This window comes from Labedella gwakjiensis, assembly GCF_003014675.1.
Classification (GTDB): domain Bacteria; phylum Actinomycetota; class Actinomycetes; order Actinomycetales; family Microbacteriaceae; genus Labedella; species Labedella gwakjiensis.
The window spans coordinates 1615395-1628121 of sequence record NZ_PYAU01000001.1 but is presented as its reverse complement, the minus strand read 5'-3'; the positions used below and the strand labels follow the sequence as shown (position 1 = coordinate 1628121).

General features: G+C 70.2%; 14 protein-coding genes. 9 read left to right on the top strand and 5 right to left on the bottom strand.

Annotated features, from left to right (window positions below):
- Positions 1–23 precede the first annotated feature (23 nt).
- Positions 24–602, bottom strand: coding sequence for an NADPH-dependent FMN reductase (locus CLV49_RS07720; protein ID WP_106563020.1), 579 nt, complete (start codon positions 600–602; stop codon positions 24–26).
- Positions 599–1417, bottom strand: a complete 819-nt coding sequence (locus tag CLV49_RS07715) for an IclR family transcriptional regulator domain-containing protein (RefSeq protein ID WP_106563019.1) — start codon at positions 1415–1417, stop codon at positions 599–601. The genes CLV49_RS07720 and CLV49_RS07715 overlap by 4 nt, the downstream gene beginning before the upstream one ends.
- A gap of 159 nt (positions 1418–1576) precedes the next feature.
- Here CLV49_RS07715 and CLV49_RS07710 point away from each other — a divergent pair, with 159 nt between their 5' ends.
- From CLV49_RS07710 to CLV49_RS07685, 6 genes are all read left to right on the top strand, one after another.
- Positions 1577–2752, top strand: a complete 1176-nt coding sequence (locus CLV49_RS07710; RefSeq protein ID WP_106563018.1) for a CaiB/BaiF CoA transferase family protein — start codon at positions 1577–1579, stop codon at positions 2750–2752.
- On the top strand, positions 2734–3546 hold the full coding sequence (locus tag CLV49_RS07705; protein WP_106563017.1) for a citryl-CoA lyase: 813 nt from the start codon (positions 2734–2736) through the stop codon (positions 3544–3546). The genes CLV49_RS07710 and CLV49_RS07705 overlap by 19 nt, the downstream gene beginning before the upstream one ends.
- A gap of 2 nt (positions 3547–3548) precedes the next feature.
- Positions 3549–4409, top strand: coding sequence for a DODA-type extradiol aromatic ring-opening family dioxygenase (locus CLV49_RS07700; RefSeq protein WP_106563016.1), 861 nt, complete (start codon positions 3549–3551; stop codon positions 4407–4409).
- Positions 4406–4771, top strand: coding sequence for a hypothetical protein (locus CLV49_RS07695; RefSeq protein ID WP_106563015.1), 366 nt, complete (start codon positions 4406–4408; stop codon positions 4769–4771). The genes CLV49_RS07700 and CLV49_RS07695 overlap by 4 nt, the downstream gene beginning before the upstream one ends.
- A gap of 117 nt (positions 4772–4888) precedes the next feature.
- The gene (locus tag CLV49_RS07690; RefSeq protein WP_106563014.1) at positions 4889–6355 is read left to right on the top strand and encodes an amidohydrolase family protein; all 1467 of its coding nucleotides are present in this window, start codon (positions 4889–4891) and stop codon (positions 6353–6355) included.
- 75 nt (positions 6356–6430) lie between these two features.
- A complete protein-coding gene (locus CLV49_RS07685; RefSeq protein ID WP_106563013.1) occupies positions 6431–7390 on the top strand; it encodes a Ppx/GppA phosphatase family protein in 960 nt (319 codons plus the stop codon).
- Between the two features lie 64 nt (positions 7391–7454).
- Here the strand turns inward: CLV49_RS07685 and CLV49_RS07680 are convergent, their stop codons facing one another.
- Positions 7455–9158, bottom strand: a complete 1704-nt coding sequence (locus tag CLV49_RS07680; protein ID WP_106563012.1) for a stealth family protein — start codon at positions 9156–9158, stop codon at positions 7455–7457.
- Positions 9159–9512: 354 nt separating this feature from the next.
- Between CLV49_RS07680 and CLV49_RS07675 the strand changes: the two genes are divergently transcribed.
- A complete protein-coding gene (locus CLV49_RS07675; RefSeq protein ID WP_106563011.1) occupies positions 9513–10373 on the top strand; it encodes a nuclease-related domain-containing protein in 861 nt (286 codons plus the stop codon).
- A gap of 97 nt (positions 10374–10470) precedes the next feature.
- On the top strand, positions 10471–11403 hold the full coding sequence (locus CLV49_RS07670) for a J domain-containing protein (protein WP_106563010.1): 933 nt from the start codon (positions 10471–10473) through the stop codon (positions 11401–11403).
- Positions 11404–11417: 14 nt separating this feature from the next.
- Here CLV49_RS07670 and CLV49_RS07665 read toward each other — a convergent pair whose 3' ends face one another.
- Together CLV49_RS07665 and CLV49_RS07660 are read right to left on the bottom strand one after the other, a co-directional pair.
- Positions 11418–11867, bottom strand: a complete 450-nt coding sequence (locus CLV49_RS07665) for an ImmA/IrrE family metallo-endopeptidase (protein WP_106563009.1) — start codon at positions 11865–11867, stop codon at positions 11418–11420.
- 108 nt (positions 11868–11975) lie between these two features.
- Positions 11976–12350: a helix-turn-helix domain-containing protein gene (locus CLV49_RS07660; RefSeq protein WP_106563008.1), complete on the bottom strand. Its 375-nt coding sequence runs from the start codon at positions 12348–12350 to the stop codon at positions 11976–11978.
- An 86-nt stretch (positions 12351–12436) separates the two neighbouring features.
- On the opposite strand from CLV49_RS07660, the gene CLV49_RS07655 reads away from it, so the two are divergent.
- Complete coding sequence (locus CLV49_RS07655) at positions 12437–12676, top strand: hypothetical protein (protein WP_106563007.1); 240 nt, start codon at positions 12437–12439, stop codon at positions 12674–12676.
- The last annotated feature ends 51 nt before the right edge of the window (positions 12677–12727 follow it).

Here is a 12727-nt window from a genome sequence, read left to right as displayed (position 1 = left end):
CGTCCGCGCCCGGTGACGAGCGCTCAGCCGCCGGAACGCAGCCCGGCCGACACGGGCAGGTAGCGGGCGATCGCGTCGAGTTGCGCCTCGAGTGCGCGGTCGTGGCGGTCGGTGGCGTGGAAGACGTCGTCCGCGATGTGCTCGGCGACCCACGCGATCTCCACGTTCGCCTGCACGGTGAGGAGAGCGAGGTTCGAGAGCACGGGCTCGAGAGCGGTGACGGCCCGGGACCCGCCGGAGAGACCGCCGTAGCTCACCAGGCCGACGGGCTTGTGGGCCCACTCGGCGTTCAGGTAGTCGAGTGCGTTCTTGAGCGGCGCCGTGAAGCTGTGGTTGTACTCGGGCGTCACGAAGACGAACGCGTCGGCCGACGCGACGCGCGAGCTCCACGCGTGGGTGTGGTCGTGCTCGTACGCGCGCAGCTTCGGGTGGTGCGGCTCGTCGAGGAACGGGAGGGCGAGGTCGCGGAGGTCGACGACGTCGAGCGCGAACCGATCGTCGGCGCCGGCGCGATCCGCGACCCAGGCGCCGACGGCCCGTCCGGCGGCGATCGGGCGGGTGGTTGCGATCACGACGAGGAGGGTCGGTCGGTCTCCGGTCATCGTCCGGCTCCGTTCATCGCGGGGGCCACACGATGGGCGGGGAGCGATTCCCAGCGTGCCCAGTCGGCGCTGATCTCGCCGGCCGTGCGCAGAAGCTTCGGCAGGTGTTCGTCCACGAGGGTCTCCATGCTCGTCTCGAAGGCGTGGGCGTTGATGTTGACGGCGGCGACCACATCGCCTGCGCTGTTGCGGATCGGGGCGGCGATGGAGCGGATCGCGGGTGCCAGCTGCTGGTCCGTCGCGGCCCAGCCGCGGGCGCGGACGTCGCGGAGCGTCTCCTCGAGCTCCGCGCGGTCGGGGCGCCAGGTGGCCGCGACCTCGGAGCGCGACGCTGTCGCGAGCACCGCGTCGAGGTCCGCCGGCGGGACGGCCGCGAGGAGGACCTTGCCGAGCGAGGTGGCAGCGGCAGGGAAGCGGGTGCCGATGGAGACGGAGAGGGCGACGAGCTTCGGCACGGCCACCCGGGCGACATACACGATGTCGCTTCCGTCGAGCTGGGCGACCGAGCAGGACTCGTTCGTCTCGGAGACGAGGTCGACGAGGTGGGGACGCGTCAGCTCCCAGATGCTGCTGCTCGAGACGTAGGCGAGGCCGAGATCGAGCACGCGAGGCGTGAGGGAGAACACGCCGTCGTCGGCGCGCACATAGCCGAGGTCGGCGAGCGTCAGGAGGATCCGCCGAGCCGTCGGGCGGGCGAGCCCCGCCGCCGTCGCCACCTCGCTGAGGGAGAGCGCTCGTGGTGCCGATCCGAACGCGGTGATCACGTCGATCCCCCGCGCGATGGCCTCGATGAACTCGGGATTGCGGTCCGGCATCGGATCTCCCTTCGAATCGGTCAGGTGTCCGTTCGCCGACTGTACACCGACTGTGCCCTCGATGTCGGTCTGGATTTCCCTCTTGACGAAGCCGTCCGATGAGCGTTCACTGGTGCCACGTCCGAAAACGGACAGTTGTCCGCACGATGGAGTGAGCCGATGACGACACCATCAGATCCGCCGAACGGCCCGACGTCCGCCGGTCCCCTGAGCGGTCTGCTCGTCGCCGACTTCTCCCGTGTGCTCGCCGGCCCGTATGCCACCCAGCTGCTGGCCGACATGGGCGCGACTGTCGTGAAGGTCGAGGCGCCCACCGGTGACGAGACGCGCGGGTGGGCGCCGCCCGAGCGTGACGGGGTGTCGACCTACTACCTCGGCATCAACCGCAACAAGCGCGACATCGTGCTCGACTTCCGCGACGCCGACGACCGGCGGAACGCCCAGGAGCTCGCCCGACGCGCCGACATCGTGATCGAGAACTTCAAGCCGGGAGGGCTCGCGAAGTTCGGGCTCGACTACGACTCCGTCGCGGAGACCAACCCGGCCGTCGTCTACGCGTCGATCAGCGGCTTCGGTTCGGCGGGAGGAGCGAGCCTTCCCGGCTACGACCTCATCGTGCAGGCGGCGTCCGGCCTCATGAGCCTCACGGGCGACCCCGACGGTCCGGCATACCGGAGCGGGGTGTCGGTCTTCGACATCATGACCGGGATGCAGGCCACTGTCGGCATCCTCGCGGCGCTGCGGCACCGGTCGGAGACGGGCGACGGTCAGCACGTCGAGGTCAACCTGCTCTCGACGGCCCTCTCGGCCATGGCCAACCACAGCTCGACCTTCGTCGCCGGCGGGGTCGTCCCCTTCCGCATGGGCAACGCCCACCCGAGCCTCTTCCCGTACGAACCCCTCCCGGCGAGCGACGGCGAGATCGTGATCGTGGCGGCGAACACACCCCAGTTCCGCGCCCTCGCCTCGGCCCTCGGGCGACCGGATCTCGCGGACGACGAGCGCTTCGCCTCCACGGAGGACCGCAACCGCAACCGCGCCGCGCTCCGCCCGCTCCTCGTGGAGGCTCTCGCCGCGCGCACCGTGCAGGAGTGGTTCGAGGTGCTGACCGACGCCGGTGTCGCCTGCGGGCCGATCAACACGATCGACGGAGGGGTGGCGCTCGCCGCATCGCTCGGTCTCGACCCCGTGGTCTCCGTGGGAACGGGCGACGAGGCGATCCCCATGATCCGCAACCCGATCACCTTCTCGCGCACCCCCGTGCAGTACACGAGCCCGCCGCCCACGCTCGGGCAGCACCAGGACGAGATCCGCGAATGGCTGGAGACACGATGACGCAGTTCCCCACCGGGATCGGCACGAGCGACGCCGACCACATCTCCCTCCTGGGACACGACCTCGCGGGTGAGCTGCTCGGCTCGCTCACGTTCGGCGAGCTCGCCTACTGGCTCGCCACGAAGCGTCGACCGACGCCGTCTCAGCTCCGCGTGTTCGACGCCGTGCTCGTCTCGCTCGCCGACCACGGCTTCACGCCGACGGCCATCGCCGCGCGACTCACCCTCTACAGCGCGCCGGACTCGCTGCAGGGCGCGATCGCGGCCGGTCTGCTCGGCGGCGGCTCGCGCTTCCTCGGCGTCACCGAGGACACCGGGACGTTCCTCCACGCCTCCGTCGCCGACCTCGGCGACACCGCCGGCTGGGACGACGCCGCGTGGGACGAGCTCGCCACGAGCACGCTCACCGCGGCGCGCGGCGCCGGGAAGCGGATCCCCGGCCTCGGGCATCCCGTGCACAAGGTCACCGACCCGCGCACCGCCGTGATGTTCGCCATCGCCGACGAGGAGGGCCTCAAGGGTCCGCACCTGCGGCTCTTCGAGGCCATCGGTCGCGTGCATCCGGAGATCATCGGGCGCACCCTCCCCCTCAACGGCGCGGGAGTCGCGGGTGCGGCGCTCGCCGACGCCGGGCTGCCGCTCGCGCTCCTCCGCGGCTTCGCTCTCCTCGCGCGCACGGCCGGCCTGATCGGCCACCTCGCCGAGGAGCTCGAGGACCCGATCGGTCCCGACGTCTACGCGACCGTCGACCGCAATGCCGTCTACACCTCGAACGCCCTCGAACAGAAGGAGTGAGCATGGCCACCCTGAGCGCCGTCCTCGCCACGACCCACCACCCGTTCTACCTCAAGGCCACGACGGCACCTCCCGAGGAACGGATGCCCCAGGCGGACGAGTGGAAGAGGAAGGTGGAGGCATACCGCGAGACCCTCACGGCCGCCGAACCCGACATCCTCGTGATGGTCGGCGCCGACCACTTCCACCAGTTCTTCTCGGACAACTACCCGACCTTCCTCATCGGGAAGCAGCCGAAATACGACGCGACCTTCTACAACGAGGAGCGCGAGTTCGGCCTGCCGACGTTCCTCCTCGACGGTCACGAGGAACTCTCAGGCTTCATGCTGAAGGGGCTCATCGATCGCGGCTTCGACTTCTCCGTGAGCCACGAGCTGAAGATCGACCACTCGATCATCTGTCCCATCATCACGACGCGGCCACAGGCCGACCTGCCCATCGTGCCGATCTACACGAACATCTTCGCTCCGCCGCTCCCGAGTCCGAAGCGGTTCTGGGACCTCGGTCGCGCGATTCGCGAGATCATCGACGAGTTCCCGTCGGACAAGCGCATCGCCGCGGTGGGCAGCGGGCACCTCTCCCTCGAGCTCGGCGGTCCGCGTCAGTTCGGCGAGACGGGGCCGGACCCCGAGTTCGACCGCCAGGCGATCGAATGGCTGCGCACGGGCGACATCGACGCGATCCTCGCGAACGTCACCCACGAGAGCATGGCCGGATCGGGCAACGCGACCCACGGCTTCATGGACCTCATCCTCATGATGGGCATCGCCGGTGCCGAGCCGGCCGCCTACGTCGACAACCTCGACCTCTTCCACACGATGGAGGCCTACGTCACCTGGTATCCGAACGGAGACCCGCGATGAGCATCTACTACGTGAACAAGTTCCTCTACCAGGTGGATCGCGACCCCGAGCTGCTCGCCGCGTACAAGGCGGAGCCCGCCGCGCTGCTCGACCGGTGGGAGCGCGACTACGGCCAGTGGCTCAACCGCGTCGAGCGCACCACGTGGCTCGAGTTCACGGAGCGGGAGCGCGCGGCGATCGTCGAGCACGACTACGTGACACTCTTCGAGCTCGGCGCGCACTTCTTCCTGACCCTCACGATCTTCATCGCGATCTACGACGAGGACTACGCGGCGCGCACGGGACCGCTCTCGTTCCAGCGCGAGTACGCCCAGAAGCTCTCGCACTGGATGGGCAAGGACTACCCGACCGTCGCCCTCTGAGGCGAATCCGCCACTTCCCTTCGACAGGCACTCCCCTTCGACAGGCTCAGGGACCGGAGATCCGGTTCTCGAGGCTGGAACATCCCACGACATCCCCACGGCAAAGGAGCCGAACCCATGAGCGACACCAGCACACCCCGTCCCCGTGCGGGTCAACCGATCGTCTTCCGGAACGGCACGGTCCTCACGATGGACGATCGCCACACGGTCCACCAGAGGGGCGACATCCTCGTCATCGACGACCGCATCGAGGCCGTCGGGCCGCAGCTCGAGGTGCCGGAGGGCACGTTCGAGATCGACGCGGCCGGTGGCATCGTGATGCCCGGCATGATCGACACCCACCGCCACATGTGGCAGACCGCGATGCGGGGTTACGGTGCCGACTGGACGCTCACGCAGTACTTCGTCTGGTACTACCTCGAGCACGGCTCGCACTTCCGGCCGCAGGACGTGTGGGCCGGCAACGCCCTCTCCGCACTGGACGCCCTCGACGCCGGTGTGACGACCACGGTCGACTGGTCGCACGGTCTCCGCACCGTCGACCACGCCGAGGCCGCGCTCGAGGCCCTCGAGTCGTCGGCCGGTCGCTTCGTGCTCGCGTACGGCAACATCTTCGCCGGACCGTGGGAGTGGACGCACGCCGCCGATGTGCGACGGTTCCTCGAACGCCGGAACACGTCGTCCGACATGCTCGGGTTCCAGCTCGCGTTCGACGTGACCGGGGATCCCGCGTTCCCCGAGCGGGCGGCCTTCGAGGCCGCCGACGAGCTCGGGCTCGCCGTCACGACGCACGCCGGGGTGTGGGGCGCCACGAACGACTCCGGCATCAAGCTCATGTACGAGAACGGATTCATGCACGAGGACACCGTGTACGTGCACGCCGCCACCCTGAACGACGAGTCGTACCAGATGATCGCGGCCACGGGCGGTTCCGTGTCCATCTCGACGGAGAGCGAGCAGAGCTGCGGCCAGGGCTACCCGCCCGCGTGGGTGCTCCGATCGCACGCGATCCCCGTGTCGATGTCCGTCGACACGAGCGTGTGGTTCAGCAGCGATCTCTTCGCCGCCATGCGGGCGACCCTGGGTGCCGACCGCTCGCTCGAGCACATGAAGGCGCATGAGATCGGCGAGACGGTGACGCACGCCCACCTGCGCGCCGAGCACGTCGTCGACTGGGCCACCAGAGGTGGGGCGAAGGCCCTCGGGAAGGACCACCTCGTGGGCAGCCTCGAGCCGGGGAAGAAGGCCGACATCGTCCTGCTCAAGAACGACGCGTCGCCCACGATGTTCCCGATCGTGAACCCCTACGGTCACGTGTCGCTGCAGGCCAACCGCGGCGACGTGCACACGGTGCTCGTGAACGGCGCGCTCGCGAAGTTCGAGCACGCGCTCGTGGGCGACGGCATCGCGAAGGCGCGCTCCGCGGTGGAGGACACCGTCTCCTACCTGCAGTCGACGCTCGGCGACGAGGTGTGGAGGCAGGGCATGAACCCGGAGATCCCGGAGACGAAGATCCTCGACAACCCATACCAGTACACGGACTTCCGCACCGCGGCGACCCACGCCGCCGTCCCCGACGTCTGATCAGTCGCCTCGCCCTGCCCCTCCCGGTCCCGCCCGACGAAATGGAGGGGCGGCCGGGCGGGTAGCGTCGTGGGTATGACCTCCGGATCCCCCACTCGCGTGGCCGCCTACGACTGCGGCACCAACTCCCTGCGACTGCTCATCGCCGACGTGATCGACGGTCGGCTCGTCGACGTGGTCCGGGACCTCGACGTCGTGCGGCTCGGACAGGGAGTGGACCGGACGGGACGTTTCGACGACGAGGCGCTCGAGCGCACGTTCGCCTCGGCCGAGCGGTTCGCCGCCCTGTGCCGCGAGCACGGGGTTCCCGGCGACCGGGTGCGATTCGCGGCGACCTCTGCAACGCGCGACGCCTCCAACCGTGAGGAGTTCATCCGCCGGATCACGGAGATCGTGGGCGTGGCCCCCGAGGTCATCACGGGCGACGAGGAGGCCGCGCTGTCGTTCCGCGGTGCTGCCAGCACCGCGCCGGAGCGCGACGGCCTCACCCTCGTCGTCGACCTCGGCGGCGGCTCGACCGAGCTCGTCCTCGGCGGAGACGAGCTCGAGTCCGCGTTCTCGATGGACATCGGGTCGGTGCGGATGACGGAGCGGCACGTGCACTCCGACCCGCCCACTCTCGACGAGGTCGAGGCGGTGCGAAGCGACGTGCGGGCGGCGCTCGCCGAGGCGCTGAAGACGGTCGACGTGTCGCGGACCGCCACGATCGTGGGCGTCGCCGGAACGATCACGACGGTCACCGCCCGCGCGCTGGGCCTCGAGCGCTACGACTCCGACGCGATCGACGGGTCCGAGCTGAGCCTCGAGGCCGTGCTCACGGCGTGCGACGAGCTCTCGGTGATGCCGCGGGCCGAGCGGGCGTCACTCGCCTACATCCACCCGGGACGCGTCGACGTGATCCCCGCCGGCGCGATGATCTGGGCTGAGGTGCTCCGACGCGTCCGCACCGAGGGCGCGGCGGTGGGAGCGGGCATCGGCTCCGTCACGACGAGCGAGCACGACATCCTCGACGGCCTCGCGCTGTCGCTGGCCTGATCGGTCCCTCCCCGCAAACGGATCCCGCGGTGGCGCCGCCGCCGCGCCCTCCCAGCGCTCGACGCTAGGCGGAGGTCGACGCCGAGTCCGAGACGGACGCCTCGTACTCCTTCTCCCACGGGGCGACGACCGGGAAGTAGCGCTCGAGGAACTCCGTCACGGCCTTGGTGCGCTTCTCCACCGAGATCTCCGGCTTGCTGCCGTCGTTGAGGCAGAACATGTCCTGATCGCGGCGCTTCAAGAGCTTCTTCATCTGGCGCAGCGCGCTCTTGAGCGTCGTCTCCACGTAGAGCACGTTCGCGTTCGTCTGCACGACCGCGTACCCGCGCATGAGCGCGTAGTAGTGGTAGAGCGAGTTCGTCACCGAGATGTCGGTCGCCGACCGGAACTGGCTGTGCGAGGTGCGCTGGAAGTCCTCGGGGAAGTCCGCCTCGAGCTCCTGCATCACGCTCTTGCGCAAGGGTGCGGCGCAGTGCTCGAGGTGACGCGTGGTGACCTTGCCGAAGCGCTCGCGCAACAGCCGGCGGTTCACGCGGGCCGCGTTCTCGAAGCCGCTGCGCGCGGGGTTCGAGTCGCCGAGACCGATGCGCGTCTTCGCCTCCACGAACTTCGTGATGCCGCCGGGGGAGAAGAAGAGGTTCGGCTGCACGGGGCGACCGAAGAACATGTCGTCGTTCGAGTACAGGAAGTGCTCGGCGATGCCCGGGATCTTGTGGAGCTGGCTCTCCACAGCGTGCGAGTTGTGCGTGGGCAGGGCGTCCATGTCGTCGAAGAACGCCTCGCTCGGCATGATCGTGACGCGCGAGTGGTCGTCGAGCCACTCGGGCTTCGGCGAGTCGGTGGCGATGTAGATGTTCCGCACCCACGGAGCGAACATGTACACGCTGCGGAGCGCGTACTTCAGCTCGTCGATCTGGCGGAAGCGCGCCTCCGAGTCGTCGCCGTCGCCGACGACGTAGCTCTTCATGCGCTTCGCGCGCTGACGCTGGAACTCGACGGAGGAGCCGTCGACCCACGAGAAGACGAGGTCGATGTCGAAGGTCACGTCGCTCGCGAGCTCCGCGAACATGCTCTCGAGGGTCGGCCACGACTGCCCGTAGACGATGACCTCCTCCTCGACGGCCTCGGACCGCGGAAGGGTGCGGCGCATGAGCGCGTTCTCGGTGGGGGCGGTGATGACGTCGTCGCCGAAGCGCCACAGCTCGAGCTGGAAGGCGGTGTCCGGTCCGTAGCGGAGGCGCCCGATGGGCTCGATGCGGGGACGGTACACGCGGAAGATCGCGTGGGACGAGTCGGCGGTGAGCTCGCCGTCGGCGATGAGGACCGGGCGTCCGTCGGACTCCAGGGCGTCGTCGTGCTGCGCAGCGGGAACGTAGGGGGCCGAGTAGAAGGGCTCCTCGGCGAACGCCTCGGCGAGGGCGCGCTCGATCGCCTTCCGCCGCTTGATGTCGACCGCGAGCACCGGGCGGTCGTTGTCGCCGCGCACGAGGAGGAAGTCGATCCCGGCGGCGTCGAGCACGGCGCGCACGGCGATGAGGTCCTCCACCATCGACTCGTGCGGAGTGAGGTGACCCGCGACGAGGGCGTACTCGCCCTTCCGCCGCACGATGCCCTCGCGTTCGAAGCGAGGGCGGCGACTACCGGTGGACACGAGGACGAGATCGGGCGTCTCGACGAGCTGCGGTCCCGGCGCGTCGGCGTCGTCGCCGCGTACCGCGTGGAAGCTCGTCGTCGGGGTACCGTTCTCGTCGGTCGTGTCTCTCGTCATCCGTGTCGCTTTCTGGTGCTGGGGATCCGGCGTCAGTGTAGGGACGCCGTGAGTCGATCGCGTTTCGCCCGGGTCGCGGGCGGGGCGGTGTGGACGGGTGCGCCGTGCGGTGCGGTCACGGGTCGCCGACGGCGACGTGCACAGTCCTCTCTTGTCAGTATGCGCCCAGTCGGCCGGATGGGCCTATTCAGCCCCGATCCGAGCCGCCGGACGCCGCCCGTGTACGTGGTCCACCTGCTCCACAACGGGGGGCGCGACCTCTCCCCTACTGGGGTCAGAGCAGCACTCCCCGGGTCCACCGGCGCGCACCTAGGCTCTAATCGGCCGGAACGGCCGACGCCCTGAGGAGCCCCGATGACCGAGACGAGCACCGCGCCGGAGCGCGCCGTGCCCGGCCTCGAGGCCCTCCGGCGGATGGAGCGCCGACGGCCGGGCCAGGAGAGCATCGCCCGGACCGCCGCCGTGCGGGCCGGGTCCTCGTCTCCCTCCGTCGTGCATCGGATGCTGGGGGGTTCGCCCGTCGGGTCCGCGGAACGGGCGGCCTTCGACGCCGCACGGGGCGAACGCATCGTCGGCCGCGAACTCGACGCGCTGCCGAACCGGTGGATCGTGCTGCACTCCCTCCCCTCGCCCGGGACGAGCGGGGATCTCGATCACGTGATCGTCGGGCCGGGAGGGGTGTTCGCGGTGACGACCCGATTCGTCGCGGGTGCCGATGTGATCGTGGGCGACGACGACCTGGTCACGAGCGGAAGACGCATGCCGTTCGCCCGATCGGCCGTCTCGGCGGCGCGGCGCGTGGCGCAGCTCGCCGGGCGTTCCCTCCCGCCGGGTGTGGCCGTGCGGGGCGTCGTCGTCGTCGCGGGGGCGCGCACGGTCCGTCGCGGATCACGGCACCGCGTGGTCGACGTCCGCGAGGCCGCCGCCGTGAGGGAATGGCTCGAATCGCACCCGCCCGTGCTCGACGACGATGCGGTCGAGGGGGTGGCCGTGCAGATCGCGCAATCGTACGAGGCCACGGCCGGCGCTCTTCCACGCGGCGTCACGGCCTCCACCGTGACGAGCGCCGCGATCTTCGCCCGTCTCGAGCGGGAGAGCGCCGTGGCGCGGCGGATCCGCGTTCTCTGGCGCGCCGTCGGAGTGGCGGTGCTCACCGGAGCCCTGTGGGTGTCCTTCACGCAATTGCCCGCGTGGCTCGCCCTGCACCTCGGTTGAGGCGGGGCGATCGACTCGGGCGTCTGTCAGGCCGACTCGGCTATCGTTTCCTGGATGGTCGCGCCACAGGGGCGGGACGGAGGAGGACGCAGAGCGGATGACCGATTCACCGGCCTCCGCGTCGCCGTACGAAGTCCTCGGCGTGAGTCCCTCCGCGAGCCCCGACGAACTGCGGAAGGCGTATCGCCGCCGTTTGCGTGAAACGCACCCGGACACGGGCGGCGACGCTCTCGAGTTCACCGCGGTGCAGCGGGCGTGGGAGCGGGTCGGCGAGGCGTCAGCGCGCGCCGCCTACGACCGCGGCGAGAGCAGCCACACCGAGTCGACGGCGGAGGGCGCCGGATGGTCGGCGCCGTCGCACCGCACGCGCGCGGACAACTCCCGGCCCCGCGCGCGGTCGTACGGACACCCAGGCGGTGCGGCGCGCGAGGCGTACCTGCGGCTCATCCGCGAGTGGGCGGGTCGCGGGGCCGAGCCGGAGGACCCGTACGATCCCGCGCTCGTCCGTCGCGCCCCGATCGAGATCCGGAGGGCCCTCGCCGAGGCGATCGCGGAGGAGGCCACCGCTCGACAGGTCTCGGCGCTCGGGATGGCGTTCACCGTCTGGCACGACGTGGCCGTAGGTGGCGGAGAGCGCAAGATCGATCACGTGGTGCTCGGACCCACCGGTCTCTACGCGATCTGCTCAGAGGACTTCGGTGTGCCCGTGCGCGTGTCTCGTGGTGAGCTCGTACCGGTGGGTGCCGCGACGTCTGAGCAGCCCGTGCGTTCCCTGGTTCGCGCGTCGCGCGAGCTCGGTCGGTCCGCGCGGGTCAAGGTCACCGGGGTGGTCGTGGTCGTGCCGGACGAAGCGTTCGACGAGGGACTCGCGGAGATCGACCGCATGCGGAAGCCGGCGGCCTTCGTCGTGACCCGTTCGCGGCTCCCGCAGCTGCTGCGCACCGGGCCGTCCGGCGTGGAGCCGATCGGCGGCAACGAGCTCTTCGACGTCCGGACCCGACTTCAGGCGGTCGTCCGCTTCGAGGTCTGACGCCGCGACGCTCGTCACGCCGGGCGGTCCGCCACCTCTCCCTCACCACGCGGGCGCAGCCGCGGATCGGGCAGGCGACCGGCCAGGATCTCGCGCTGGTAGACGCGCACGACGGCGAGGGGGACGTCGAGCTGGTGTGCGATACCGAGCGGTGAGAGGCCGGATCGTTCGGCCGCGGCGTACTCGCGCTCGTCGATCAGCATGCTGGCGCACTCCCGTTCGGCCCGACGCTCGGCCGACGGATCGGAGCCGCGGTCGCGGTACTTCGCGTGCACGTACTCGTGGTGCAGGGTCTCCCGTTCGAGTGGCCCCGTGAGTCCCGAGCGGATGAGGATGCGTCGCTCGTCGTCGAGATAGGCGCCGAGCCGACCGGGCGGCAGGTCGGCGCGGTACTCGACCCGGACGCCGAGCCGGCCGATCAGGTCGTGGATGTCGACGTCTCGCGAATCCGGTGATGCATACACCGGCCGGGTCGTGTCGGGCGCGGCACTCGTGTGCCCGCTGGTCGTGTGTTCGCCGCACTCGTGCCCGCGCATGTTCCCCCGTCCGGTGTCCCGGACGTGCGCCCGGGCTCAGTCGTGCTGGTGCTCGGTCTCCTGCTGCGCTTCGAAACCCGGACGATCGAGCGCGGCGAGTGGGAGGCCGTCCGCATCAGTATCGACGTGACCCCTGACATCGGTCAGTGCTCGCCCGGACGCGCGCACGGCCCGTTCGGCCCGGCCGAGAACCGCGCCCGGCGTGGTGCCGAGGGCGGCGGCGAGCTCCGCGACGTCGTTGAGGTTGAGGGGCAGCTCGCCCCGCAACCTCTTGTAGTAGTAGTTCCGCGAGATCGTCAGCTTCTCCAGGAGGGCGGCGTGCGTGAGACCCCGCTTCGTGCGGAGCGCGTCGAACTCACGCGCGACCTCGTACGCGAACGCGGCGGCGACGCCGATTTCCACTCTCCCCATGGATTCAGAGTACCGGTGCGGACCCCTCGTCCACAGGAATCCGCCCGAGACCTGGGGATGCGTATCTTTATGGGTACTCTAGTGGTATGGCGCAGACGGGGAGCACGTGGTCGGAGGCGGTCGCGGCGACGATCCGTGCGGAGCTGGCGAGGCGGCGGATCCGCGCAGCCGCTCTCATGGAGGTGCTCGGGCTCGGGCGCACCGCCACGTACGACCGGGTCAACGGGATCGTGCCCTTCGACACCCGCGAGATTCTCCTGGTGGCCGCCTTCCTCGACATGACCGCTGAAGAGCTCGTCCGCGAGGCCGACCGCTCGACCCGCTGACCCCCGCGCCCGCGCACGCCCCCGCATGAGGGAGAGCGTTCGCGCCGATGC

Bases quoted from the DNA above. Each gene is read 5' to 3' on its own strand.
- CLV49_RS07700 (WP_106563016.1), top strand. From the start codon at position 3,549: ATGGCCACCCTGAGCGCCGTCCTCGCCACGACCCACCACCCGTTCTAC.
- CLV49_RS07680 (WP_106563012.1), bottom strand. From the start codon at position 9,158: ATGACGAGAGACACGACCGACGAGAACGGTACCCCGACGACGAGCTTC.
- CLV49_RS07655 (WP_106563007.1), top strand. From the start codon at position 12,437: ATGGCGCAGACGGGGAGCACGTGGTCGGAGGCGGTCGCGGCGACGATC.
- CLV49_RS07675 (WP_106563011.1), top strand. From the start codon at position 9,513: ATGACCGAGACGAGCACCGCGCCGGAGCGCGCCGTGCCCGGCCTCGAG.
- CLV49_RS07705 (WP_106563017.1), top strand. From the start codon at position 2,734: ATGGCTGGAGACACGATGACGCAGTTCCCCACCGGGATCGGCACGAGC.
- CLV49_RS07685 (WP_106563013.1), top strand. From the start codon at position 6,431: ATGACCTCCGGATCCCCCACTCGCGTGGCCGCCTACGACTGCGGCACC.
- CLV49_RS07670 (WP_106563010.1), top strand. From the start codon at position 10,471: ATGACCGATTCACCGGCCTCCGCGTCGCCGTACGAAGTCCTCGGCGTG.
- CLV49_RS07710 (WP_106563018.1), top strand. From the start codon at position 1,577: ATGACGACACCATCAGATCCGCCGAACGGCCCGACGTCCGCCGGTCCC.
- CLV49_RS07715 (WP_106563019.1), bottom strand. From the start codon at position 1,417: ATGCCGGACCGCAATCCCGAGTTCATCGAGGCCATCGCGCGGGGGATC.
- CLV49_RS07720 (WP_106563020.1), bottom strand. From the start codon at position 602: ATGACCGGAGACCGACCGACCCTCCTCGTCGTGATCGCAACCACCCGC.
- CLV49_RS07690 (WP_106563014.1), top strand. From the start codon at position 4,889: ATGAGCGACACCAGCACACCCCGTCCCCGTGCGGGTCAACCGATCGTC.
- CLV49_RS07695 (WP_106563015.1), top strand. From the start codon at position 4,406: ATGAGCATCTACTACGTGAACAAGTTCCTCTACCAGGTGGATCGCGAC.
- CLV49_RS07660 (WP_106563008.1), bottom strand. From the start codon at position 12,350: ATGGGGAGAGTGGAAATCGGCGTCGCCGCCGCGTTCGCGTACGAGGTC.